General features: G+C 36.3%; 22 protein-coding genes. 17 read left to right on the top strand and 5 right to left on the bottom strand.

The genetic code is table 11. From position 1 onward, the window contains the following. Positions 1-508: 508 nt before the first annotated feature. The 4 genes from JNO63_RS08690 (at position 509) to JNO63_RS03310 (ending at position 3,761) form a co-directional block, all read left to right on the top strand. Complete coding sequence (locus tag JNO63_RS08690; RefSeq protein ID WP_308669832.1) at positions 509-697, top strand: YvrJ family protein; 189 nt, start codon at positions 509-511, stop codon at positions 695-697. Positions 698-706: 9 nt separating this feature from the next. Further along, the gene (locus JNO63_RS03320) at positions 707-1,390 is read left to right on the top strand and encodes a peptidoglycan amidohydrolase family protein (protein WP_203127074.1); all 684 of its coding nucleotides are present in this window, start codon (positions 707-709) and stop codon (positions 1,388-1,390) included. Positions 1,391-1,518: 128 nt separating this feature from the next. Continuing rightward, a complete protein-coding gene (locus tag JNO63_RS03315) occupies positions 1,519-2,901 on the top strand; it encodes a hypothetical protein (RefSeq protein WP_203127073.1) in 1,383 nt (460 codons plus the stop codon). Between the two features lie 77 nt (positions 2,902-2,978). Beyond that, on the top strand, positions 2,979-3,761 hold the full coding sequence (locus JNO63_RS03310; protein ID WP_203127072.1) for a hypothetical protein: 783 nt from the start codon (positions 2,979-2,981) through the stop codon (positions 3,759-3,761). Positions 3,762-4,644: 883 nt separating this feature from the next. Here the strand turns inward: JNO63_RS03310 and JNO63_RS03305 are convergent. Then, positions 4,645-5,541, bottom strand: coding sequence for a hypothetical protein (locus JNO63_RS03305; RefSeq protein WP_203127071.1), 897 nt, complete (start codon positions 5,539-5,541; stop codon positions 4,645-4,647). A gap of 897 nt (positions 5,542-6,438) precedes the next feature. Between JNO63_RS03305 and JNO63_RS03300 the strand changes: the two genes are divergently transcribed. The 5 genes from JNO63_RS03300 (at position 6,439) to JNO63_RS03280 (ending at position 12,443) form a co-directional block, all read left to right on the top strand. Continuing rightward, positions 6,439-6,975 carry a hypothetical protein gene (locus tag JNO63_RS03300; RefSeq protein WP_203127070.1) on the top strand — a complete coding sequence of 179 codons (537 nt, stop codon included), beginning with the start codon at positions 6,439-6,441 and terminating at the stop codon, positions 6,973-6,975. A gap of 394 nt (positions 6,976-7,369) precedes the next feature. Then, positions 7,370-8,809, top strand: a complete 1,440-nt coding sequence (locus JNO63_RS03295) for a hypothetical protein (protein WP_203127069.1) — start codon at positions 7,370-7,372, stop codon at positions 8,807-8,809. A 1,166-nt stretch (positions 8,810-9,975) separates the two neighbouring features. After that, the gene (locus JNO63_RS03290) at positions 9,976-10,581 is read left to right on the top strand and encodes a DJ-1 family glyoxalase III (RefSeq protein ID WP_203127068.1); all 606 of its coding nucleotides are present in this window, start codon (positions 9,976-9,978) and stop codon (positions 10,579-10,581) included. A gap of 3 nt (positions 10,582-10,584) precedes the next feature. Continuing rightward, entirely contained in the window at positions 10,585-11,595 is a 1,011-nt protein-coding gene (locus tag JNO63_RS03285) for an NAD-dependent epimerase/dehydratase family protein (RefSeq protein ID WP_203127067.1), read from the top strand. A 545-nt stretch (positions 11,596-12,140) separates the two neighbouring features. Then, positions 12,141-12,443, top strand: coding sequence for a GIY-YIG nuclease family protein (locus JNO63_RS03280; protein WP_203127066.1), 303 nt, complete (start codon positions 12,141-12,143; stop codon positions 12,441-12,443). A gap of 601 nt (positions 12,444-13,044) precedes the next feature. Here the strand turns inward: JNO63_RS03280 and JNO63_RS03275 are convergent. Beyond that, complete coding sequence (locus JNO63_RS03275; RefSeq protein ID WP_203127065.1) at positions 13,045-14,067, bottom strand: M42 family metallopeptidase; 1,023 nt, start codon at positions 14,065-14,067, stop codon at positions 13,045-13,047. Between the two features lie 11 nt (positions 14,068-14,078). Continuing rightward, entirely contained in the window at positions 14,079-14,585 is a 507-nt protein-coding gene (locus JNO63_RS03270; RefSeq protein WP_203127064.1) for an LURP-one-related/scramblase family protein, read from the bottom strand. A 76-nt stretch (positions 14,586-14,661) separates the two neighbouring features. Between JNO63_RS03270 and JNO63_RS03265 the strand changes: the two genes are divergently transcribed. Further along, positions 14,662-15,117: a hypothetical protein gene (locus JNO63_RS03265; RefSeq protein ID WP_203127063.1), complete on the top strand. Its 456-nt coding sequence runs from the start codon at positions 14,662-14,664 to the stop codon at positions 15,115-15,117. A gap of 42 nt (positions 15,118-15,159) precedes the next feature. Here JNO63_RS03265 and JNO63_RS03260 read toward each other — a convergent pair whose 3' ends face one another. Both JNO63_RS03260 and JNO63_RS03255 read right to left on the bottom strand, forming a co-directional pair. Beyond that, positions 15,160-15,351, bottom strand: a complete 192-nt coding sequence (locus JNO63_RS03260) for a ferredoxin (RefSeq protein ID WP_203127062.1) — start codon at positions 15,349-15,351, stop codon at positions 15,160-15,162. Between the two features lie 70 nt (positions 15,352-15,421). After that, positions 15,422-17,131 (bottom strand): DUF2207 family protein, encoded by a 1,710-nt coding sequence (locus tag JNO63_RS03255; protein ID WP_203127061.1) that lies wholly within the window; start codon positions 17,129-17,131, stop codon positions 15,422-15,424. 171 nt (positions 17,132-17,302) lie between these two features. On the opposite strand from JNO63_RS03255, the gene JNO63_RS03250 reads away from it, so the two are divergent. From JNO63_RS03250 to JNO63_RS03220, 7 genes are all read left to right on the top strand, one after another. Next, complete coding sequence (locus JNO63_RS03250) at positions 17,303-18,652, top strand: TrkH family potassium uptake protein (protein ID WP_203127060.1); 1,350 nt, start codon at positions 17,303-17,305, stop codon at positions 18,650-18,652. An 8-nt stretch (positions 18,653-18,660) separates the two neighbouring features. Further along, positions 18,661-19,314 (top strand): potassium channel family protein, encoded by a 654-nt coding sequence (locus tag JNO63_RS03245; RefSeq protein ID WP_203127059.1) that lies wholly within the window; start codon positions 18,661-18,663, stop codon positions 19,312-19,314. Between the two features lie 286 nt (positions 19,315-19,600). Beyond that, the gene (locus tag JNO63_RS03240; protein WP_203127058.1) at positions 19,601-20,296 is read left to right on the top strand and encodes a zinc metallopeptidase; all 696 of its coding nucleotides are present in this window, start codon (positions 19,601-19,603) and stop codon (positions 20,294-20,296) included. Positions 20,297-20,732: 436 nt separating this feature from the next. Beyond that, positions 20,733-21,194 (top strand): CtsR family transcriptional regulator, encoded by a 462-nt coding sequence (locus JNO63_RS03235; RefSeq protein WP_203127057.1) that lies wholly within the window; start codon positions 20,733-20,735, stop codon positions 21,192-21,194. A gap of 2 nt (positions 21,195-21,196) precedes the next feature. Next, positions 21,197-21,781, top strand: coding sequence for a UvrB/UvrC motif-containing protein (locus tag JNO63_RS03230; RefSeq protein WP_203127056.1), 585 nt, complete (start codon positions 21,197-21,199; stop codon positions 21,779-21,781). Beyond that, positions 21,778-22,764 (top strand): ATP--guanido phosphotransferase, encoded by a 987-nt coding sequence (locus JNO63_RS03225; protein WP_203127055.1) that lies wholly within the window; start codon positions 21,778-21,780, stop codon positions 22,762-22,764. The genes JNO63_RS03230 and JNO63_RS03225 overlap by 4 nt, the downstream gene beginning before the upstream one ends. Beyond that, the gene (locus JNO63_RS03220) at positions 22,746-25,178 is read left to right on the top strand and encodes an ATP-dependent Clp protease ATP-binding subunit (protein WP_203127054.1); all 2,433 of its coding nucleotides are present in this window, start codon (positions 22,746-22,748) and stop codon (positions 25,176-25,178) included. The genes JNO63_RS03225 and JNO63_RS03220 overlap by 19 nt, the downstream gene beginning before the upstream one ends. The last annotated feature ends 40 nt before the right edge of the window (positions 25,179-25,218 follow it).

The raw sequence follows: 25,218 nt of genomic DNA, 5'->3' as shown, positions 1-25,218 counted from the left end.
GAGAGATCTAGCGTAAGCAACCAACAATATTCCCTCAAACGGATATCGCAAAGCGATTCCTACCTTCAAACGCATCCCGCGGAGGGACCGTTTAGGGGTGAAGTTTGCGGGGTGGCTTGGAGGGTACTTTGGAGGGGGTATCGGAACCCCCTTAAAGTGGCCCTCCAAAGTCCGAAGCATAAAAGTAAATATAATCATCACCCATATGACCAAAATAAATTTAAAACTAAAAAAATTTCTCCACTCAAAAAATTAAAATTTTCTACGGTCGAAATGACAACCACGGGATAACCATTTCCCCAGCCCATGTCATCTCGACCGTAGCGAAGCGAAGTGGAGAGATCCAGCGTTAGCGCAAATTGAGTCTGCCCTCAGTTAGCCACTAGCACCCTGCTAGGCAAAAATCGAATAAATTTAACGAAGCAAGAAATAAACTAAATTACCAAATAAAGAAAATATAACAAACAAGTTTACCATCTTAATCAAAAATCATGGATTAAAAAGGAATATGATATATCCTTTCCGAATCTTTTTTCCGTATTTTTTAAACAAAAAACGCCACACCACTATGGACATTACAAAATTAATCGGCGATTTGGGCTTTCCTATTGTGCTTAGCCTAATATTAATCTACAAACTCGACTTCAAACTAGACGAGATACTCAAAGAAATACGTGAACTTAAAAATCAAAATTAAAGGAGAATTATGCACTCGATTGAGAAAATGCTCTCATATGCAAAAAGCAAACACAGGAGGGTCGGCTATTCTATGGCCTATCCAAAAAGGCTTGGTCCAGCCTATCTTGATTGCTCATCTTTTGTATATTTTGCACTGATAGCTGGGGGCTTTTTGTCCCAGGCTACTATCATTGGCAACACAGAAACATTATATAAGCTCAAAGGTACAGTTCTTGAAGAAATTTATTCTTACAAACAAATAAGGCCGGGCGATATTTTTATCCGCGGCATAGAAGGCAAGTCAGCCGGGGCTAGCGGCCATACGGGGATATTTCTTAAAAAAGGAGAGATTATCCATTGCAATGCCGTAAACGGTACAGTTAGTATCAATGGCGAGAGAAATTTCCTAAGGTATTTCCTGGACTGCAAAAGGAGCAATCGCGAAAGATACTTTAGACCAATTGTAAAAAACTCTGAAAAACCCACCCACAAAAGTGGTACGGCCACTGTCCACGCCTCAACATATGTAAGAACTGCACCAAGCACTCAAGCAAAAATAGTTGCGACCTATCATAGAGGACAAAAGATAAACTATGACAAAATAGTTATAGCAAACGGCTACCATTGGCTTTCCTATATTGGAAACGCCAGCGGCAGCCGTAGATACGTAGCCTACAAAAATAGTAAGGGCAAACAATGGATGGATATTTAGTCCATCCTTTTTTTATACATAAAAACATAATCCCAATTTTCCTAAGCGCAAAATATATAGCCACTAGCTAAAATAAAATGGGTATTATAGAATATAGCTATAATACATATCTATCTGGGAGGAAAATAATGAAATCTAAGAAAATCTTTATCGCAGCCCTTTCACTAGGCCTAGCTTTTGCTACAACAAATACCCAAGCACTAGCAGCATCTACTCAAATGACAGAATCTGAACAAGCTAAATTTATTGAAAGAAAAAATAATGGTATAGAAACTCAAACAAAGTTGCGAGATGAAGCCGAAAAGTATACAAAAGAAGTGGAAAATCAAAAAAGTGCAGCACAACAATCTTTTGACCAATCTAAGCAAGCAGTGAATAACTTAGAAAACGAGATAAATAAATTAAAACAAGATTTATCCAATAATCCGGAAGATAAAACAGATATTGAAGCCCAGCTACGCGATAAAGAAAACCAACTAGATATCAAAAAGCAAGAAACAAAAGAATTAGAAGCTAAATTAGGCCAAGCAAGAGTATCATTTGATAAAGCCTATGATCAACAGTCTAGACATCAAAAGCTTATTAATGATTACAAAAACCGTAATATAAAAACTTTATTTGATCTAGATAAGATTGAATACAGATATGAGGTAGTAGGTCATTATCTAAATGGAGATTTAACTCTTGAACAAAGAGATACTCTTACTAGGGAAGTAGAAAAAGCAAGCTCATATGAGGAACTAGAAAACATAAAAAGTAAAGTGGCAAATGAAATTAACCCAAATGCCAACTCGGTAGAAGATCAAAAAGACCCTGCAAGTGAAGAAAAAATACAAACTCCAGAAAATCCAATAGCAAATGAAGAAGACTTGGAAAAAGAAAACAATGGCGAAACTCCAAATCCTGACAAAGAAATAGCAGACAAAACAGAAGTAAAAGAGCCAAGTCAACCACAAGAGCCTAAGCCAGAGGAAGAAATAAATAAAAAAGACCCAGAAGCTAAAGATCCAACAGAAAAACAAACTACAAACAACGATAAAGAAAAAACTAGCCCACAAAAACAAGGCACAACAAACAAAACAAAAACTAAAGCAATAGAAACAATTGTCCTAAAACCAGAAAATCAAAAAATCAAACTACTAGAAGACTTACTTCAAAATCCAGCAACAGTAAAAATACAAAACCAAGACGGCACAGAATACACCACCACAATAAAAATCAAAGAAGAACCAATTGTCAAAAAAGACACAATAGAGCTAAAAGAAGATCTAAAATACATCAAAAAAGGCACACACAAGATATCAGAACTAAAAGCAAAACGCGACAAACTCGAAGAAACTATCCAAAACAATCGACAAACAGTCAGAGCCATCAGCATCCTAGAAGAAATTGCTCCACAAACAGTAGCCAAATACAGAGCCAAAATTGATGAGCTTTTAACAAAATCACAAAAATTATTAAAAGAAGCAGACTACGCATTAGCAGAATACGATTACCTTTTAAATAAATAAATGAAGATTTATAAATTGCAAAAATGGGTAAATACCAATAAAATATTAGTAACAATAAAAACAAGGAGAAGAAAATAATGAACAAAAAATTATTAACAGCAGCTTTATCAGCGACCCTAGTACTAGGATTTGGTGCACAAAACGCACACGCAGCAGACACAACAATCCCAGCAGAAGTTGGAGATCAAACAGTAAACACAAGAGAAGGCGGAGTTGCTGAAACAGCAAGAGCAAGAGATGGAAGAGAAGAAAAAGAACTTACAAAAACAGACAGCACACTAACACCAGCAGACGGCGGCACAAAAGTATTCCCAGCTAAAAACGAAAAAGAAGCAGAAAATACAAACAATAACACAACAAACCCAACTGGCAACAAGGAAACAACCCCAGCAGATGGTGGCAAAAAAGTATTCCCAGGTAAAGAAAATGAAAATAAATCTGGAGAAAACAAAGAAACAACCCCAGCAGACGGCGGTAAAAAAGTATTCCCAGGCAAAGAAAATGAAAATAAATCTGGAGAAAACAAAGAAACAACCCCAGCAAATGGTGGTAAAAAAGTATTCCCAGGCAAAGAAAACGGAAATAAATCTGGAGAAAACAAAGAAACAACTCCAGCAAATGGTGGCAAAAAAATCTTCCCAGCAGGAGAAAATAATACAAAATCAGAAAAAAACAACAACGCAAACGACAAAAAGAAAGTATTCCCAGCAAAAGGAAAAACAGAAATGAAAGCAGAAGTTAAAAAAGACAAAGAAGGCGGATCAAACCCAAAAACAGGTATAGCAACAGGCGCAGTAGCAATGACAGCAGCCCTAGCAACAGCAGGATTTGCCGTTTCTAAAAAAGAAAATAACAAATAATTGAAATTATAAAAGAGAGGAGCGATCCTCTCTATTTTTTTGAAAAAAATGGATGAAATGGATGAATAAATAAGTAGATTTAAGCAGTAAAGAAGATTTCTCCACTCCGAATCCTAACGACTTCTCCGGTCGACATGACAAATCTGGGGGATAATAATTCTCACAGTCCTTGTCATCTCGAGCGTAGTCGAGAGATCCAGCGCAGCGTCCCCACAAAACAGTAAAAAAGATTTCTCCACTCCGAAGTCTATCGACTTCTCCGGTCGAAATGACAATCTAGGGGAATAACCATTCTCCAAGCCCTCTATCCTCACTTCCACAAAAAAAGTCCCACTGTCACCCTGAGCGCAGCCGAAGGGTCTCCAAGGATTGCATTAACCCGAAACAAGGCAATTAAAATAACAAAAAGCCAAGGATGACAAACTATTAAATAACCATTCCCCACAGTCTCATGTCATCTCGACCGTAGCGAAGCGGAGCGGAGAGATCCAGCGTAAGCGCATATAAAAAAGGTTGCGTAAGCAACCTACCATATCCAAAAAAAGAATTCGCTAGCGAACTTCTACTATTCATTGCCCCACGCAGTGGCAGACGGGGTGCAATGGGTCGGGGGTCTGGGGAAGGGCATAAGGGGCATGTCCTCAATCAGCCGGACGGGCTAGTTGCCCCTAGCGCCCTGCTCCCCAGAGTTCGAAGTATAAAAGTAAATGAAAACATTACCTACATTATCAAAACTAAACAAAAATAAAAAACAGATTTCTCCATGCGCTACATTTCACTCGCTTATTCGAAATGGTTAATTATATTCATAAAAGATCCAGTGGCATCGCAAACACAAAAAAAGAGGTTGCCTAAGCAACCTACCTTATTCTACCCAATCATCCTAATTCCAAAAGTTATCCTTTTCATCATCTTTTACAAGCCACACTATCCCAGCCACAGCAGCCGCACCAAAAGCGATTTTGCTAAGGGATAGGCCTTTTTTATTTGCCTTTGCCTGAGACTTATAGTGTTTTTTGATACTATAAATATCCCTTTGATATGGCTCACTTATATAATTTCTCATCCCTCTATAATCACTACCATAATACACACCATTTAGCTGATAATCCGCTGGAGTATCATGAGCACTTTCCACATTTACTGCTAGATCAATAGCAGCTGGATGATGGCTTACACTTTCTTCTATATAAGTATCTCTTATAAGATGAGGACTGTGGCCAATCTCACTCTCCCTATATACCATATTGCCATGGTCTGCCTCAATCACCACCCTCGTATCCCTAGGTATTTCGCGATAAGACTTATTGTTCGCTAGCTCATTTTGGCCAATTTTTGGCTCATCAATCCTGTCAATAGTCTTAGTTTCAGGTTTTTTCGCAGGCACAGCAGTTTTTTCATCCACCACACCATTACCAGCAGGCTCAAAAACCTTATTATCTTCTTTATTAATAGTCTTGATAGCCACCCTCTCGCTATTTTCCACATGATGAGACTTTTTGTTATCTGCTACAAAAGCTTTTTCACCATGATTATCACTTACTCTAGGGACCGCATCAGATGCCGCCATATCATCAATCTCCACATCACCAGCATTCACACCGCCAAAACCAAAACCAGTATAAAGCTCTTGTCCACGGTCAAGCTTGCGCTCCTTAAGCTCATCGATAGAATTATCCTTCACCTCAGAAACATCATCATAAGGACTATCAAGGATATCATCAGTGTCCTTACTCTGCTCCACAGGACTGCCCCCAGTTCTCTTATCCAAATCAGCCATAAAATCCCTCCTTAAATATTTTTAGAAAATATTTATAAAATCTTTTTATTATCTTTATTATATATGCCATTTATACCCAAAAATCGCGGGGCAAATATATTTGATTAAAATGTTAAACTCTATCATTTAAAAAACAACATTCAATCAATAAATTTATAAAAAGCCATAGACAAAATAGACAATAGATGGTACACTAAATGGCATATAAAGACAATAAAAGACTAAAAAATCCCCGCTAAAAAAATCAAAGATTTCCCACGGTTGAAACGACAAATGAGGGATAACCATTCCCTCAGTACTTGTCATCTCGAGCGCAGTCGAGAGATCCAGCGAAGCGCCACCACAAAACAGTAAAAAAGATTTCTCCACTCCGAAAATCAGAGATTTTCTCCGGTCGAAATGACAGTCTAGGGAACAACCATTCCCCAAGACCATTGTCCTCTTAATCTTAAAAAGTCCCACTGTCACCCTGAGCACAGTCGAAGGGTCTCCAAGAATTGCATTAATCCGAAACAAGGCAATTAAAACAATAAAAATCCCAGGATGACAAACTATTAAGTAACCATTCTCCCAGCCCTTGTCATCTCGACCGTAGTGAAGCGAAGTGGAGAGATCCAGCGCAGCGCCAATACAAAAAAGAGGTTGCAAAGGCAACCACCAATATCCCCTCAAACGGACATCGCGAAGCGATTCCTACCTTAAAAAACGCATCCCGCGCAGGGACCGTTTAGGGGTGAAGTTTGTGGGGAGGTTTGGAGGGTACTTTGGAGGGGGTATCGGAACCCCCTTAAAGTGGCCCTCCAATGTCCGAAGCACAAAAGTAAATAAAACCACCACCTACATAACCAAAATAAATACAAAATAAATAATATAAAATAAAAAAGAAAGGAGCCAACCATGCACCCACAACCAAAAACCCAAATCGCCATCCTCCCAGAAGAAATCAAAAACTTCGGCATAGGCGCTAGACTCTATACCACAACCACCACCCAGCTAATAGAGCAAACACCCACCCTCTACCTAAACCAGCTCTACAAACTCCACGGAAAAAACAAAAAAGAAATGGACGCCATCATAAAAAATACCCTCCAACTCAGCAAAAATATGCCCTACATCATAGACGCAAACCACGTCTTCTTTGGATTCAAATACCGCACATCCACCTACGACAAAGACACCAGAGGCTTCGTCAACGTCACCTTCGTAGACCATATAGAAGACACCAGCATCCACCTCACCACAGGAGAAACCATCGAAACCCTCAATACCTTTGACACCCTAAACACCAACAAAAACAACGCCAAAACCATGCTCTATCGCGAGCAGCTCATCTCATCCGTAGGCTTCTTCGACGCCATAGAGACCATCCGCGCCACAGTTAGCCGCGAAACCAACCCAAAAGTTACAAAAATACAACAAAAACCCCTTGACTAACAGCAAAAAACTGCTAAAATAAATATAACTATCAATATCAAATAATGGGTGATAACCATAAACATGAGTGCAATAAATATCGATAGTTATAAACAAAATAAGCCCAGCTTTTCCAGCATATCTAAAGAAAAACAAACAAACTTTAGACATATTGCAAAAAGGAAGCTCGGTTATTAAAACACTAGCCTATATTACAAACATTAAAAAATACACAAGCAGCACAAATTTGTAGCAAATGTGGATATTCTTGTAAGTATATTTTTTAGATATATTGAGAAATTCATCAAATGTGTTGCAAAAATGTAGATGGTGGTGTAATATAGATAGTGTAAAGTGAGTACTATTTATTACGCAAATAAAATAGTAGTTAAAGAACTAACAAGGAGATACTATAATGAAATTAAACAAAAGAATTGCATCAGGTGCATTAGCACTAGCATTAGTTACACCAGTAGTAGCTAACGCTGCACAAGACACAACTTATGTTACAACAAAACTTCCAAAAACAGTTGAAGACAAAGTAGAAGTTGATGGAAAAACATTAACAAAAGCTCAATTTGAAAGAGCTTTAGAAGAAGCTAGCAAAGATTATAATGCATACCTTGCAGCTAAAAAAAATACAGACTCTTTAAAAGAAGCTTATGACACAGCTGTAGAAAGATACAACAAAGCTTATGATGAATTCAAAACACAAAACATTGTTGATGCTGATGGTAATGTAATAGGAAAAGCAGAAGTTCAATCAAATTTTGATATTGCTTTAGATAATCTTAACAAGAAAAAAGATGGTGAAGCTCTAACAGAAGAGAAAAACTTTGCTCTTAACGATGGAAAAGTTAGAATCGTAGAAGATAACACTGTAAAAGCAGAAGATCAAAAAGACTATGACCTTACAGAAAAAGCAGATCTTAACCTTGCAAGTGGTGAATTTGATCAAGCAATCGATAGAGCTAAAAAAGCTTACAAAGAACTAAAAGAAGCAGATTCAAAAGTTAAAGATGCTCAAGAAAAATACAGAGAATACACAACAGCTTCTCAAGAAAAAGATAGACTTGAAGAAGAATATGAAGCAGCTAAAAAAGAATCAGATAGACTTGAAGGAAAAAGCAATGCTAGCGTTGCAGCATTAAAAGGATTTGCGGAAGCATTCAACGTTATCGTAACAGCTACAAACAACGGTATCGAAGTTAAAGATGACGACAAAACTCCATCTAAAGATAAAATAACAGATGAACAACTTGCTAAACTTCAAGAAACAGTTAAAAACGCTAGAGAAACTCTAAAAGCAGTTGAAATCTTAAAACAATTCATGCCAAACACATCAACAGCAAACATTGAAAAACTTGACAAAATTGCTGCTGAACAAAGAGTTGCATTAGAAAAAGCTGAAAAAATCCTTAAAGCTAACAACATTACAGCATCTCTATTCTCAACAGCTTACGCTGCAGAAGAAGAAGCTACATCTGAAGACGTTGACGCTCTTATCGATGAACTTGAAACAAACGACAAAGAAATGAAAGATCTTATGAAAGAAATCGATAAAGACGCTAAAAAAGATGACGAAAAACCAGCTGACGACGACAAAAAAGACGACGAAAAACCAGCTGACGATGACAAAAAAGATGATGAAAAACCAGCTGACGACGACAAAAAAGACGACGAAAAACCAGCTGAAAACAAAGGCGACAAAAAAGATACAACAAAAGTTGTAAAAAGAACAGCTAACAAAAAAGCTGGTTCAAACGCTAAAACAGGTATCGCTGGTGTAGCTGGCGTTGCAGGTGTATTAGCAGCAGCTTCAGTAGCTTACGCAGCAAGCAAAAAAAATAACTAATTTTAACATTAGCTTATAAAACTTAAAAATTAAATAAAAGTCACACTAAGAGTGCACTCGAAAAGACTTTAAAATTTAAAAAATAATAGTAACCGCGGTACTCACTTGAAAATGCTCCCACCAAATAAAGGTGGGAGTATTTTTTTCATGACCTATCCCGATTCTCCCAAAGAAGAATCAAGGAAAGTCAAATGCCACGAAATACAACCAAATAACCATTCCTCCAGCCAAGTCTTATTTCGACTAAGCGCAGCGCTACTCCAAAACAGTAAAAAAATTTCTCCGCTCCGAATCCTAACGGCTTCTCCGGTCGAAATAACAATCTAGGGGATGACCATTCTCCCAGCCCTCTGTCATTTCGACCGTAGCGAAGCGGAGTGGAGAGATCCAGCGCAGCGCAAATACAAAAAAGGTTGCAAAAGCAACCAACACTTTCCTCTCAAACGGACATCGCGAAGCGATTCCTACCTTAAAAAACGCATCCCGCGTAGGGACCGTTTAGGGGTGAAGTTTGCGGGGTGGTTTGAAACAAGCCCGTCCGGCTAATGGAGGACCCTCCATGGAATGGTCTTGCGAAGCAAGATACTTTGGAGGGGGGTAATAGCCCGTCTGGCTGAATGAGGACGAACCCCCTTAAAGTGGCCCTCCAATAGTCGAAGTATAAAAGTAAATAAAAACATTACCCACATGACCAAAATAAAATTAAATAAAAAACAGATTTCTCCATGCGCTACGTTCCACTAGCTTAGTCGAAATGGATAATGATATTCCCAGGAGATCCTTCGACTCCGTTACACTCCGCTCAGGATGACAGACAGAGTATTTACAAAATTGAAAAGATTTCTCCACTCCGAAGCCTACCGCCTTCTCCGGTCGAAATGACAGTCTAGGGGGAAAATCATTCCCTTAATTTCTTGTCATCTCGAGCGCAGTCGAGAGATCCAGCGAAGCGTCATCAATAAAATAGTAAAAAAGATTTCTCCACTCCGAAAATCAAAAATTTTCTCCGGTCGAAATGACAAGTCTGAGGGATAATCATTCCCCAAATAAACAAATTAAACTCCAAAAAACCAAATTTATTAAAAAGACATTTAGCAAATATCTTCCCCAACTGGGTATATATCAATAAAGACAAAGCTTATTTTAGAAGAGGAAGGACTTTTTTTATGAAATTTCTAGTATTTTTAGCAAACGGCTCTGAGGATGTGGAGGCCATCACTGTTATTGACTATTTGCGTCGTGCTGATATTGATGTGACCACTGTTTCTATCCATGAGGGCACTGATATTACTACAAAATCAAATATTATTATAAAAGCTGATGCCAATCTTTCTGACATCAACCCGAAAGATTTTGATGGGCTATATATCCCTGGTGGCACCAAGGGTGCTGAAGTTCTACGTGATGATGATCGTGTAATCGACATTGTAAAAACTTTTAATGATGAAAATAAAATCATTGCGGCCATCTGTGCTGGACCTATTGTCCTAAACCGTGCAGGTGTTTTGGCTGACAAACGCGCTACATCTTTTCCAGATATGAAAGATGATATCGACAATTGCCTAGAGTATGTAGATGACCAATTAGTCGTAACTGATGGAAATATCACAACCAGTCGTGGGGCAGCAGTGACTGTTTATATTGCTATGCGCTTAGTTGAAATTATAAAGGGTGCGGATGCAGTAAAAGAGCTAAAACACGGTACTCAATACGAGGCTGTTGAAAATTATTACGGCATTTCTTATGATTATCTATCAAATGATGAGGAATAGACTATGAATGGTGTAAATAAAATTTTTGTACTAGGCGGGGCAGGATTTTTGGGGTATCCTACCATAAAAGAAGCAGTAGCCCGTGGCTATGCGGTAAGGACTGTGGATGTGGTAGATTTGCCCGACGAATTAAAATTTGCTGATGATACAAATGTAGAGTTTATAGTCCAAAACTTTTTTGCACTTTCTGATGCAGAAATAATCGAGATGATCCGTGGTTGCGATTCTTTTGTCTATGCAGGCGGGGTTGATGAACGCATAGTCCCAGAAAAGCCAGCTAGGAAATTTTTCTATGACAAAAACGTATTGCCAACTGCAAGAATAGCAAGACTAGCCAAAGAAGCAGGGGTCAAAAATTTTGTTCTATTTGGCTCATATACATCAGAATTTGCAGAAAAAAATGAATATCTAAGAGAAAATCTCTACCAAGAAGAACCATATGTAGAAACCAGACTCCTCCAAGAAAAGGCTGCAATGTATGAAGGCGAGGGAGCGATGAATGTGTCTGTCCTAAGGCTGCCACAAATATTTGGTACTATGCCAGGCAAAGTACCACTTTGGTCAATGTTTGTAGATATGCTTAGAAATCAAGAATTTATGCCAGTAACCAGCGGAGGATTTGCCATCATCACAGCAAGTGCGGTAGGACAAGCAGCTATCAGCGCATTAGAAAATGGCAATCACAGAAAAACTTATGCAGTGGCCACAGGATATATAAGCTACGAAGATTTCTACAAAAAAATTCTAGAAGTCCTAGGACAAACAGAAACGACAAAGCTAAAAGTAATGAATTTCGAAGACTTAGAAGAAGCCTACAAAGAAGACGAAAAACTAACCGACCGTGAGGGCATAGAACACGGTATCAGACAAGTAAATATGCTAAGAGCAAACAGCATGGAATTCAAACTCCCAACAAACATAGCCTATGATGAACTAAGAGTAAGAGAAGAAAACGTAGATGAAATAATAGATGAAACCTTAAGGGCATCAGACTTTAGGAGAGAAGAAAAATAGCAAAAAAACTAGAGGCAAAAGCCTCTTTTTTTGTTGGGATAAAATCTGGAAAGTAGCGATACGGTATGAATGCAAAGTCAAGAAAATAACGCGAAAGATTTCTCCACTCCAAATCCTACCGGATTCTCCGGTCGAAATGACAAGTTTGGGGATAATCATCACCATAACCATCTGTCCTCATACCCACAAAAAAAGCCCCACTGTCACCCTGAGCGCAGCCGAAGGGTCTCCAAGGATTGCATTATCCTAAAACAACGCAATAACAATAATTAAAATCCAAGGAGATCCTTCGACTCCGTTATAATCCGCTCAGGATGACAGACGAGTAAGAAAGGAAAAATAGAAAAGATTTCTCCGCTCCAAATCCTAACGGATTTTCCGGTCGAAATGACAAGTCTATGGAATAGTCATTCCCTCAATTACCTGTCATCTCGAGCGCAGCCGAGAGATCCAGCGTCAGCGCAATCATTATCTTAAGTTTATATAAAAAATGAGGATTCAATGATATATTTGGCTATAAATATAAAAAAGACAAAGGAGTAATAATGGAGCGCTTATATTACGTATATATGATTACAAATTACACCAACTCCACTCTTTACATAGGTGTAACAAATAACCTCTACCGACGCATGGATGAGCATAGCAAGAAGAAAGCAAATGGATTTACTTCTCATTATAATATTTATAAGTTAGTTTATGTAGAATCCACCACAGACGTTTACGCTGCACTGTCTAGAGAAAAACAACTTAAAAATTGGAGTAGGCATAAGAAAGATAGACTGGTCAATATGCAAAATCCAGAATGGAAAGATTTGTTGAAAGAATGGGGTGGTGGGAAAAAGTAAATAAAAATGTCATTTGAAAAATGCAGTGGCTAGATTTCTCCACTCCGAAGCCTGCCGTCTTCTCCGGTCGAAATGACAAATCTGAGGGATAATCATTCCCTTAATTGCTTGTCATCTCGACCGAAGTGAAGCGGAGCGGAGAGATCCAGCGTCAGCGCAAATACAAAAAAGGTTGCAAAAGCAACCAACTCTTTCCTCTCAAACGGACATCGCAAAGCGATTCCTACCTTAAAAAACGCATCCCGCGTAGGGACCGTTTAGGGGTGAAGTTTGCGGGGTGGTTTGAAACAAGCCCGTCCGGCTAATGGAGGACCCTCCATGGAATGGTCTTGCGAAGCAAGATACTTTGGAGGGGGATAGCCCGTCCGGCTGAATGAGGACGAACCCCCTTAAAGTGGCCCTCCAATAATCGAAGTATCAAAATAAATATAGATATTATCTATATGACCAAAATAAAAAAAAATTAAAACACAGATTTCTCCATGCGCTCCGTTCCACTCGCTTAGTCGAAATGGAAAATAAAATTCCCAGGAGATCCTTCGGCTTCGCAATTTAAATAAAAAACCCTAAATTTCACCACAAAAAAACCAGGACCCAAGTCCTAGTTTTCTTCCAAATACGCTTTTAACAATTCATAAAGTCCATTTAACCCATCTACATGTGTTCTCTCATAACCATGGCTTGCTGCGATACCGCTTCCTACTAATGCGTGGCGGAAGTCGTTTGCGCTTGATACTGCTGCTGACGCGTCTGATCCGTAGAATGGGTAGATGTCTATGGCGTAGTCTATATTGTTTTCTTTTGCTGTTGCTATTAGCTCGTTTGTTAGGTCAAAGTTGTATGGACCGGAGCTGTCTTTTGCACATATTGATACTTTGGTTTCGTCTGTTTTTAGGTCATCATAAACTACTCCCATATCAACTGCTATCATATCTGTGATGCCTGCTGGGTGGCCGCTTGCTGCTCCGTGGCCTACTTCTTCATAGATTGTAAATGCAAAGTAGAGTGGACGATTTATTTTTATATTTTTTTCCTTGATTTCTTTGGAAAGGGCCATCAAAACTCCGGCGCTTGCCTTATCATCTAGATGGCGGGATTTTACAAATCCATTATCTACCCTAAATCTTGGGTCTAGAGCAATAAAGTCTCCTGCTGCTATACCAAGTTTTTCTGTATCTTCTGCTGAATTTGTAATCTCATCTATGACTACTTCCATGTTGACATCATCACGTTTAATCTCTCTTGGGTCGGATGAACCGTGGACTGCTGGATTATTTATTCTTAAAACTCCACTATATTCTTTGCCGCTTCTGGTAATGATTGTCACATTTTCTTGCTCAGCGTATGATAGAGGGAATCCTCCAAGTGTTGTTACTCTAAGTCTGCCGTTTGATTTTATAGAACGGACCATTAGTCCTAGGGTATCGACATGGGCTGACATTAATAATCCGTTTTCATTTCCTGGATTGATTGGGACTATTACATTACCCTTATTGGATTGGTATGGTTCATAGCCCATTTTCTTAAATTCTTCTATCAAATATGCTTCGGCTCTTTTTGTGTAGCCTGTAGGTGATGGAGTGTTACAAAGTTCTTCTATATATTTTAAAATTTCTTCCTTCAATTTTTTTCTCCTTAATTGGCACTTGAAGCTGATGATGCTTGCTCGCGGTCTATCATATCATTTAGGCAAATGACAAGGGCGATTAGCTCTTCTGTGTAGTTTTCGTCAAATATAGTTAGTTCGTAGGTATCTGTTAGAGTAAATATTTTTCTGCGGACTGCTCCTATATTTTGCCCAGCTCCGTTTTTGATATCAAAATCATAATGGAAAATATTTCCTACTAGGTCTAGGGTCTCATCCTTCATATAAACATGGACCCTGTGTTTGAAAAACTCGAATTTTTGCTGAATAACCATAGAGGAATCGTCAGCAAATGAAACGGTATACCTTGGGAAAAATGCTAATATTTCACGGTCGATATTAAAAATTTCGTGTCCGTTTTGGTTGCTTACTGCTGATTTGTAGCCAATAAAGGTAAAATCTTGGTCTAGGTAATAGGCTTCTCTGCCATTTTCATCCAAAATTGGATAATGGTCGGTAATTTTGAAAAATTTTTCCTTAAAATATAATTTTTTCATATATTTATCCTTTACTTCCTTTAAACTTTTTTCTATTATATAATATTTGTAAGAATTAACAAATCTAGGGGGACATATGATTTATCTAGTTACGGCGGTTTTTCTAATCCTTGCTGGTGTCATTTTTTATAGGGGTAAGGATATCATTCTAAGACCTGACATCAACAAAATGGATATCATTTCCATAGTGCTTGTCTGGTTGATTTTTGGTGCATTTGCGTATTTTGTAAAATTTCGTATAGGCGAGACTTTGATTATGTGTATAGTCATGTCAATTTATGTATTGGCAGCTAGATTTAATAGGGGATTTTTGCCAGATGGATTTATTTTCCAAGGCAATATTTCTTTTATCAATCAAAGACACAAATTTTCTGACCTAAAACAAGTCAATTTTACTACTGAGGATGCCCAAGCTGTTTTTACTCTTGTTATCAATTCCAATTCTATCGACACTTGGAGATTTCCTATTGGAAAAAAGGATGAAATCTTAAAGATTTTTAAAAACCATAATGTTCCAGTTGTTTATAAATAAAAAGTCTAAAAAGCAAACTGCTTTTTAGACTTTTATTTTTTATTATTCTTCGTGTGAGATACAGCTAACTGGGCAAGATTCTTCTGCTTCTAGGGCAGATTCGATAAATTCTTCGGGAATATCGCCACTGATAGCTTCTGATACATTGTCATCATTCATAGAAAAAACGTCTGGACAGATTGTTTCACACATACCACATCCGATACATTCATCTTGGTCTACAAAAAATTTCATATATACCTCCTAAATTTATTACTATTTTTCTAATATTTATATACCCAATTGCTGATAGATTTTGCTTTCTTTAACGGCCACCGCCGCCACCTCCACCAAAACCTCCAGCTCCTCCACCAAAGGATGCTGAGCCACCGCCACCAGCAAAGGATGTACTTTCTCCTCCAGAACTTGCTGCATGGGAGTAGTGGCTGATATGATGGATCATGTGGTAATTATAAAGCCCATAATAGGTGTAATCTGGATATATATCTACAAAACTATCGTAAGTTTGCTCACTTATGCCGTATAGGGCTGCAAATATCATATATTTATCCAAGATTTCCATATCTTCTATTTTGGAAACATCGATTTTGTCATAATTTTCTAGATAATTTTTAAATCCTACAAAGTTTTTATAAAGCTCCATACCCTTTTGGGTTAAGTGGTTTTTTACTTTAACTTTTCCATTTCTTTTTACTTTTTCAATTTTTTCTACATAATCATTTTCTATTAGAGCTTTCATACTTAGGTCATCTATTCTTTGGATGAGATTTACTAAGGATTTATTTCTTTTTTTCATATAATTTTGAAATGATGATTGGGTGATTTTGCCATCGCTTCTTTCATTTGCCGCACCCATTAGATATCCAAATAAATCTTCCTCAATTTGGCCCATATTTTTAGGTTTGTGGTTTATGGATAATTGATCTAGAGATTTTTTAAAGATACCATGGTCTTTTTTATCCTCTATGAAAGTTAAGGCACCCTCATTTATCCATTTTAAGAAAAAAGCATTAATGAGGCGGTCAAAGTTTTGAGAATTTGGGTAGGCATTTGTTACAATGACATATAGGTCTTCTAAGTTTCCCTCGTATGGGATTTTGTCATAGTTATATGTTTTGATGTTTTTTACATCTGGTATTTCTTTTATATTGCTAAACTTAGTTTTGTTTGCTTCTTCAACTGCTTTTTTTATTCCAAAAGCAGCAAATCCTACACCTAATAGGGCAATGATTGCACCGATAAGGATTGGGAAATCAGATTCTTTTGTCATTTGAGCAGTTCCCTCACTATTTTCAAAATCTGCTCCCTCAAAGGCTTGATCTTTGTAATCATCAAAGGTCTTATCTTCCCTATAACTAGTATTGAAAGTCCCTTTTGGGAATTTTAGCAAGATTCTACCCTTGCTGATTGCACCATTTGTTTTTGCAATTATAGATCCGTTTTGATTGTGTATGTCTCCTTCAAAACCAAAGGCCCACATTTTTACATTTTCATCCATTGGATCGTATGAGTTGATTTTTATGGTAAAATTATCTGGTTTTGGATCTAGATATGCTCCTACAAATTCAAAAAATAGCATATCGCTATCATTTAGGCCGATTATAATTGGATTTATTTTATAATTTAGCTTATAAAGATTGTCTTTGCTTCGATTACTAATCCCCCAGCAAAGCTCAACTTCATCATCCTCATCGATACGGCCGTATTTATAGGCCTTTTGTTCAAAATCTTCATCTACATTCCAAGGACTTTTTTCGTTAAATTTTTTGCCATCCATGGATACATAAAAGTCATCGATTTTTAGTCCCTTTAGATTTTCGATTTTTTTGTATCTTTCTGTAAAGTCATTGTCAGTCTCATCTATTTGCCAATCTTCGCTAACACTTCCTATACCATTTTTGTCGATATCTACATTTATATCTATATGGTCAAAGTCATCTGCAAATACAGTTGTTGGCAATAAAATTACTATGCTGAGTACTAATAGTTTTATTATTTTATGTACTTTTTTCATCTATCCTCCTTAAAATCTTTGATTTTCAACTATTTTATACCCATTAATTAAAAGTAAAAATATTTATCCAAATCTTATTGACAAGGGTAAAAACATCTTGTAAAATTGCATTAGATTAAGCCCTCAAAAAACTTTTTTGGTGGGCTTTTATTGATTAAGAAAGGTAAATTTATGCAGACAAACATTTTAAAAAAAGCTTTTGATAAGATTACAGAAAGTCCTGCGCGTGTATTTACTATTGGATTTTTGATTGTCATTACCTTGGGTGGTCTTATTTTGTCAACTCCTTTTGTAACTCAAAGTGGAAAAAGAACAGGCATCATTGATGCATTTTTTGTAGCAGCGAGTGCAACTTGTGTAACTGGTCTTACTCCTGTAAATACGGGCATGTATTGGAATACTCTTGGCCATGTTGTTATTATTATTTTAATACAAATTGGCGGACTTGGAGTTATGTCTATAGCTTCCTTGGTGCCATTGATACTTAGAAAAAAAATCGGCCTAAAGTCTAGGCAAATTTTAAGAGACCAATTTAATATTGAAAGCATGGCTGGAATGATTAATCTTTTTATATATGTATTAATCTTTACTTTTTCAGTTGAAGCCCTAGGAGCATTATTTTTAAGCTTTCGTTTTGTCCCAACTTATGGTCTGGGCAAGGGCATCTGGTATGCAGTTTTTCACTCGATTTCTGCTTTTTGTAATGCGGGTTTTGATATCTTAGGTGATTCTATTTATCCTCTTAGGGCAGATTATTTGGTAAATATTACCATTATGCTTTTAATAATTATTGGTGGTCTTGGTTTTATGGTTACTAGTGAGATTTTTTATAGGAGAGATTTAAAGAAAATTTCTACCAATTCAAAGCTAGTTTTAGTTATTACTTTGATTTTGATATTAGTAGGGGCCTTTGGTTTTTATTTATTGGAGTCACTACAAGGTGGTGTCCTAGATGGTGAAGGATTTGGTCCGGGTATGCTAGAATCATTTTTCCAATCAGTTGTAGCAAGAACTGCAGGATTTTATTCTGTGGATTTATCTAAAATAAAGGTATCTACTTCACTTTTACTTATAGGATTGATGTTTATAGGTGGATCTCCAGGTTCTACAGCTGGTGGTATAAAGACAACTACTTTTGGTGTTTTAGTTATAGCAACTATTTCTGTAATTAAAAATGAAAAAGAACCTGTAGTTTTTGGTCGTAGTATATCTGATGAGAGTATAAAAAAAGCTCTATCTATTTTTATGATATCCCTTACAATAGTACTTTTAGTAAGCTTTACTATTTCTATAACGGATAATTTTAATTTTATAGATATCTTATATGAAACAACATCCGCTCTTGCAACGGTTGGAGCTTCTAGGGGTATTACTCCAGAACTTTCAAGGATAGCAAAAATACTTTTAGGTCTTTGTATGTACTTAGGTAGGATAGGTCCTATGACTATGGCCTATGCTTTTGGACTGAAAGCAGAAGATAAGATGATAAAATATCCAGAAACATTTATAAGTTTAGGTTAGGAGAAATTATGAAAAAAAATATTATTGTATTAGGAATTGGTAGGTTTGGACAAGCAGTAGCTACTAACTTATTTGAAAGAGGAGTTTACGTTACAGCTGTCGATGGAGACTATAATAAGATAGAAAAAATTGCTAACTACGTATCTAGTGCTATCCAAGCGGATATAACAGAAGAAGAAGCTATGAAATCACTCGGTATCAGCAACTACGATGTGGCTATCATAGCTACTGGTAGAGATCTAGAAGCTTCTATAGAAGCTACTCTTATTTGTAAAGATAGCGGTGTTGGAGAAGTAATTGCAAAGGCAACAAGCAAATCCCATGCAAGAATTCTAGAAAAAATAGGGGCAGATGCTATTATATTTCCAGAAAGAGATACGGGTGAAAGATTAGCAAGAGTGATAGCTGATCCAAATCTTGTTGAACTTATTGAATTTTCTGATAATTTTTCTATGATAGAAATAAAGGTAAAAGAATCATGGGTGGGACACACTTTAAGAGAGCTTGATTTTAGAAATCAATATCAAATGAACGTAGTTGGATTTTTAAGAGATGGTGAGATGATAATGGACCTAGATCCGGATTTAGTTATAAAAGAAAATGACAATTTAGTGCTCATTGGAAGCAAAGAAAACGCTAGGACTATGAGATTGACAGAGTAATCCTTTAAAATAAGCTAAAAAGGATAAGAAAAATAATTTCGAGAAAATGTTTGCATAAATTATTTTTTATGTTATAATAATATTAGCTATTACATAGCTAGGTTTTTCATTATTAATTCCTTAAAAGTTTTCCCTTTAGAAAACTAGGACTAACTTATTCTTTTCTAAAAGGAAATTGGGCTAGATGATAGCCCTTTTTCTATGCTCATTTTTAATAAAGTTTAACTCTACTTTTAAATATTATAAATCAAAGGTATAATAATTTAAAAAGATGAGGAGGAATATTATGCCTTATTATTATGGATTTGATAGGACTTATATTTTAGTAATCATTGGTATTATTATAACTATGATTGCTCAGGCAAATGTTCAAAGAGCATTTAGCAAATATAGCAAAATCCAAACTAAAAAACACATTACAGGTAAGCAAACCGCTGATTATATATTGAGCACCAGGGGATATGACGATATTACAATAAAGAGAATAAATAATGCCATGGGAGATTATTTTAACCCAGCAACCAAAGAAGTTGCTCTCTCTCCCGAGTCTATAAATGATTCATCGATTGCATCAGTTGCAGTAGCAGCCCACGAGCTAGGACACGTTATCCAGTATAAAGAGGGCTACACTCCGCTTAGAGTAAAATCTTGGCTAGTACCAGCAGTCAACTTTGGATCAAGACTTAGTATGCCAATCTTACTTATAGGTATGTTTTTGGCTAGACAAAATTTGATAGACTTTGGACTTATATTATTTGCCCTAACACTTGTTTTTCAAATAGTAACTCTGCCAGTGGAATTTAATGCCAGTAGACGCGCCTTAGCAGTACTAGAAGAATCAGGAATGCTAGTTGGAGAAGAAAATCAATATGCTGCTGGTATGTTAAAGGCAGCAGCTTTCACATACGTTGCTGCAACCCTTGCCACAGCCTTACAATTTTTAAGAATGTTTTTACTATTTGGCAATAGAAACAGAGATTGATAAATAGACAAATTCTAACCAACCATTTGGATATTTCGCAAAAGAATTGGAGCAGACTATCCACACCGCAATGAGAGATTTAATGTAGATGAATCAGTTCTTGCAAATGGAGCTGCAAGCTACGCCAAGATGCGATTGACTTTTTAAATGGTGAAAATTAAACAAAACCAACCTATAGTAAGAGCCGGCATTTTTTTAGCCGGTTTTTATTAAATTTGGCCTATATAATACATTGATTTAGAGAGTTTAAATTATAATTGCCCATACAGTTATCTTGAAAAATACTAGTAAAAAAGTACAATTTATATAGAATCAAATTAGTGATTCTTATTTTTTAACAAAATAGGTCAGAGATAGTCAAAAGGTCAGAGATTTTTCTTGACCTTTCAATATATAATTGTAAAATAAAAAGACACTTAGGAAAGTTGGTGAGTTTATGGCAGGTCTTACATCAGATATTGAGAGATTTTTAAAGGCTATGCTTGAAGAATCTACTGATGGGATGCTTGAGATTGGACGCAATGATTTGGCTTTGCAATTTGACTGTGCACCTAGCCAGATAAATTATGTGCTTTCAACAAGATTTACCCCTCACAACGGGTATCTTATAGAAAGCAAACGTGGCGGCAATGGTTTTATAAAAATTATTACCATAGTAGAAGAAGATAATTATATATCATATTTAATAAAAAACTTAAATGGGCAGATGACTGAAGCAAATGCCGATAGCTTGTTTAAGGATTTATATAGTAAAAAATACTTTACCAAGGATGAGTTTTTATTAGCAAAATATGCCACTAGCGATAAGGCTCTTTGCGGAGTTGATAGCAAAAATCGCAATGGCATACGTTCTGATATCATAAAAAATATTCTTTTAAGTGTTTTAGCGAGGAGTTAATTATGAAATGTGAAAAATGTGGCAAAGACGCTGCTGTAAGCGTTAAGGCTATAGTAAATGGACATGAGCATGACTTTTATTTGTGCAATGATTGTTTAAAATCTTACACAGATATGGGAGATGGTGCTGATCTAAACGAAGAAGGATTTCATAATCTTAATATAAATAACAAAAAGTTAGAAAGTCTTATCCAAAAGTTTGTACCATCACTGGATGATATGATCGATGGATATTATGAATATAAATACAATCAAAATAACCAACCATATTCATATGTGGAGGGACTAAATGAGAAAACTTGCCCAAATTGTGGCAATCTTGAGTCAAATATCCGCCAAGGCATATTTGGCTGTGAAGAGTGTTTTAAATTAAATGAAAGTCTAACCCAAAAAGTTTTAAAAACCTATAATAACTATGATAAATACACAGGTAGACTACCTAAAAAAGACCGTGAATTTAAGGAAATAGCTCTTGAGATTAAAACCCTCCAAGAAAAGCTAGACCATTCAATAGCAACTGAGGATTATGAACAAGCAGCTGACTTAAAAGAGCAATTAGATGATTTAAATATGAAGGTGAAAAATTGATAGATTATGCAAAAGATATAATTCTAAATTCAAATCTTTCTATTAGACGAAATATAAATGGTTTTGATTTTCCAACGACTATGACCTATGAAGATAGTGAAAAGATTGTGGAAATGATGAGGGATATTTATCCAAATGAATTAGTTTTGCTAAATGAAATAGATGATAATACTTTAAATAAACTAATAAATGATATGGTCCTATCAGAAGATGTGACTAGTAAACTTGCGCAAATTGCAGTAGTTTTTAAAGATGATTACATCTTAACAATCAATGATCGCGATCATATTGCCATAAATATTCGTAATTTTGATATGGATGTCAAAAAAGCATATCAAAAAGCAATAGAGGTTGAAAAGGAATTAGATAATAAATTTGACTTTGCCTTTAAGGCCAAATATGGGTATCTGACTAGTGATGGGCGAAATAATGGTGCAGGACTAGAAATCAGATTAAAAATGTTTTTATTTGCCCTAGTAGATGCTGAAGAATCATATTATGGTTTCAAACAAGGTTTACTTAGCCATGGCATGTACGGCACAAGATATATCCCAAGATATTATGATAGATATGTAGATGATATCTATCTTGTAAAAAATTTTGGTAATTATCGCGATGATATGGATGATTATGTCCTACAAATGAGTGCAAATATTGATGCCCTTGTAAGAAATGAAAGAAGATTTAGAAGAGATTATCAGTTACTAAATAATATTTCTGATGATGACATAATAGAACAAATAGCAATAAGTTTAAATATTCTAAACTCGGGCAAACTAAGCAGTTTAAATACAATCGCAAATGAGCTTTATAAGCTAAAAAAATATAACAAACTTGGATTTAATACTGACTTAACAAGCAATGAGCTAGATTATTTAATCTTTAACTTAACAAAAGATAAGTACAAGGGCAAAAAAGACCCGGAAAGATCAGAGTTTTTAAACTCATATATTAAGGAGAGGCAATGGAAGCTAATAGATTAAATAAATTGACCCAACAGGCAAGGCGCGAAAGCTACTCTCTAAACCACGATTATATAGGTGCAGAGCATTTGCTCCTTGCATTAATGAAAACAGGTTCTGTTGCGACAAAAGCATTAGAGGCTGCTGGGGCAAACTATGATTTGCTACGCCAAGTTGTAATTAATAACATTGGTAAAGGTCAAGCCATGCGCCCTGCAACAGAATACAGCAAAAAAGTAAGACAAATATTAGAACTAGCAAGGCTAAATGCAAATAAATACGGTCAATCTTCTGCAGGAGAAGAAAATGTATTATTTGCAATCCTAGAAGACGAAGACTCCCTAACAAACATTATGTTTTTGTTATCAGGAGTTGAAAAAGAAGTAGTAAAAAGAAATCTAAAAGAGTTACTAAATGACCAACCGGAAATGGTTGGAGCAGCAAGTGAGCTAACAGAAAATGTTTCGAAATTTGCTCGTGACTTGAACGAAGAAGCAGAGTCAGGCAAAATCGACCCGGTTATAGGCCGAGATAATGAAATAGAACGTGTCATCCAAATTTTGATGCGTAGAACAAAAAATAATCCTATCCTAATCGGTGAGCCAGGTGTAGGTAAAACTGCTATTTCAGAAGGTCTTGCCCAAAGAATTGTAGAAGGGGAAGTCCCAAAAATAATAGAGGATAAAACCATACTAAGCCTTGATCTTGCAAGCATGATTGCAGGAACAAAATACCGTGGGGATTTTGAAGATAGACTTAAAAAACTTTTTGATGAGCTAGCAACCCGTGATGACATAATATTGTTTATAGATGAGTTTCACATGGTGCTTGGTGCAGGAGCGGCAGAAGGATCAATGGATGCTGCAAATATCCTAAAACCAGTCCTTGCTAAAGGCGATATCCAAATAATCGGTGCTACAACTATAGAAGAATACAGAAAATATATAGAAAAAGACAGCGCCCTAACTCGTCGTATGCAACCTATCCAAGTAGAAGAGCCATCATTATCAGACACCAGAAAAATTATTTATGGTGTAAAAGATAAATACGAGGCCCACCATGGGGTAGAAATGACTGATGAAGCTATAAAGGCTGCAGTTGAGCTAACAGATAGATATATAAACGATAGATTTTTGCCAGATAAGGCAATAGATGTTATCGATGAAGCTATGAGTAAGGTACGCATTAAGGCTTATCAAGAAGAAGAAACAGATACAAATCCACAAGCTAAAATTGATGAGCTAGTTCATGAAAAAGAGCAAGCTGTAAAAGACCAAGACTTTGAAAAAGCAGCAGAACTGCGCGATCAAATCAACCAAGCCAGATTTGAAATCGAAGCAGAAATCGAAAAGAAAAATAAGGATAAACCAAACTTATTTATAGGCTTTGATGATATTGCAAGCATTGTTGCATCTTGGTCCAAAGTCCCAGTTACAAAATTAACTGAAGATGAAAAAGAAAAATACGCTAGCCTTGATAAGGAACTAGAAGGCACAGTAATTGGTCAAGAAGAAGCAATAGAGTCAGTAGCCCATGCTATAAAACGTGCTAGAGTTGGACTAAAAGACCCATCCAAACCAATTGGATCATTTATATTTGTAGGACCAACAGGTGTAGGAAAAACTTATCTTGCAAAATCCTTAGCTGAAAATATATTTGGATCAGAAGAGCACCTAATCCGTATGGATATGAGTGAATATATGGAAAAATTTGCAGTATCACGTCTAGTAGGATCTCCTCCAGGATATGTAGGCTATGAAGAAGGCGGACAATTAACAGAACAAGTGAGAAATCATCCATATTCTGTAATTCTATTTGATGAAATCGAAAAAGCCCACCCAGATATATTTAATTTATTATTACAAATCTTAGATGACGGTAGGCTAACAGATGGTCAAGGCCGCACAGTAGACTTTAAAAATACAATCATAATCATGACAAGTAACGTTGGTGTATCAAGTCTAAACGAAAAACAAGCAATAGGTTTTGAAACAGGAAAAACTGAAGAAAAAAATGCAGATCGTACCCGTGAAATCATAGAACGTGAGGTAAAAGATGCCTTTGCTCCAGAGTTTTTAAATAGATTAGATGAAGTAATTATGTTTAACCCACTAAGTGAAGCAAACATTGAAGAAATCACAAAACTAATGTTAGAAAAAACTAGACAAAGATTAAACAACATAGATATTGACATTACTTATGATGATGAAGTTGTAAAACTACTAGCAAAAGAAGGATTTAACGAAGAATACGGTGCAAGACCACTAGAACGCCACATCACAAAAATGATAGATGATAGACTAGCAGAAGATATCCTAGATAATAAACTCAACAGAGATGCAATCATCCACCTATCAGTAAAAGATGATGAACTAAATTTTGAAAATGTAGCAGGGCAAAAAAAGGAAGCCTTAGCTACTGAAACAGCAGAATAATCATGAGAAATAGCTACTCAAAGCCACCCTATGGGGTGGT

Origin of the sequence: Anaerococcus sp. mt242 (assembly GCF_016798225.1) — a bacterium.
In the GTDB taxonomy this organism is placed as follows: Bacteria; Bacillota; Clostridia; order Tissierellales; family Peptoniphilaceae; genus Anaerococcus.
This window is presented reverse-complemented; position numbering and strand designations above follow the sequence as displayed.

What these genes read in the sequence shown, in the direction of transcription:
- JNO63_RS08690 (WP_308669832.1), top strand. Translation starts at nt 509, where the DNA reads ATGATATATCCTTTCCGAATCTTTTTTCCGTATTTTTTAAACAAAAAA.
- JNO63_RS03320 (WP_203127074.1), top strand. Translation starts at nt 707, where the DNA reads ATGCACTCGATTGAGAAAATGCTCTCATATGCAAAAAGCAAACACAGG.
- JNO63_RS03315 (WP_203127073.1), top strand. Translation starts at nt 1,519, where the DNA reads ATGAAATCTAAGAAAATCTTTATCGCAGCCCTTTCACTAGGCCTAGCT.
- JNO63_RS03310 (WP_203127072.1), top strand. Translation starts at nt 2,979, where the DNA reads ATGAACAAAAAATTATTAACAGCAGCTTTATCAGCGACCCTAGTACTA.
- JNO63_RS03305 (WP_203127071.1), bottom strand. Translation starts at nt 5,541, where the DNA reads ATGGCTGATTTGGATAAGAGAACTGGGGGCAGTCCTGTGGAGCAGAGT.
- JNO63_RS03300 (WP_203127070.1), top strand. Translation starts at nt 6,439, where the DNA reads ATGCACCCACAACCAAAAACCCAAATCGCCATCCTCCCAGAAGAAATC.
- JNO63_RS03295 (WP_203127069.1), top strand. Translation starts at nt 7,370, where the DNA reads ATGAAATTAAACAAAAGAATTGCATCAGGTGCATTAGCACTAGCATTA.
- JNO63_RS03290 (WP_203127068.1), top strand. Translation starts at nt 9,976, where the DNA reads ATGAAATTTCTAGTATTTTTAGCAAACGGCTCTGAGGATGTGGAGGCC.
- JNO63_RS03285 (WP_203127067.1), top strand. Translation starts at nt 10,585, where the DNA reads ATGAATGGTGTAAATAAAATTTTTGTACTAGGCGGGGCAGGATTTTTG.
- JNO63_RS03280 (WP_203127066.1), top strand. Translation starts at nt 12,141, where the DNA reads ATGGAGCGCTTATATTACGTATATATGATTACAAATTACACCAACTCC.
- JNO63_RS03270 (WP_203127064.1), bottom strand. Translation starts at nt 14,585, where the DNA reads ATGAAAAAATTATATTTTAAGGAAAAATTTTTCAAAATTACCGACCAT.
- JNO63_RS03265 (WP_203127063.1), top strand. Translation starts at nt 14,662, where the DNA reads ATGATTTATCTAGTTACGGCGGTTTTTCTAATCCTTGCTGGTGTCATT.
- JNO63_RS03260 (WP_203127062.1), bottom strand. Translation starts at nt 15,351, where the DNA reads ATGAAATTTTTTGTAGACCAAGATGAATGTATCGGATGTGGTATGTGT.
- JNO63_RS03255 (WP_203127061.1), bottom strand. Translation starts at nt 17,131, where the DNA reads ATGAAAAAAGTACATAAAATAATAAAACTATTAGTACTCAGCATAGTA.
- JNO63_RS03250 (WP_203127060.1), top strand. Translation starts at nt 17,303, where the DNA reads ATGCAGACAAACATTTTAAAAAAAGCTTTTGATAAGATTACAGAAAGT.
- JNO63_RS03245 (WP_203127059.1), top strand. Translation starts at nt 18,661, where the DNA reads ATGAAAAAAAATATTATTGTATTAGGAATTGGTAGGTTTGGACAAGCA.
- JNO63_RS03240 (WP_203127058.1), top strand. Translation starts at nt 19,601, where the DNA reads ATGCCTTATTATTATGGATTTGATAGGACTTATATTTTAGTAATCATT.
- JNO63_RS03235 (WP_203127057.1), top strand. Translation starts at nt 20,733, where the DNA reads ATGGCAGGTCTTACATCAGATATTGAGAGATTTTTAAAGGCTATGCTT.
- JNO63_RS03230 (WP_203127056.1), top strand. Translation starts at nt 21,197, where the DNA reads ATGAAATGTGAAAAATGTGGCAAAGACGCTGCTGTAAGCGTTAAGGCT.
- JNO63_RS03220 (WP_203127054.1), top strand. Translation starts at nt 22,746, where the DNA reads ATGGAAGCTAATAGATTAAATAAATTGACCCAACAGGCAAGGCGCGAA.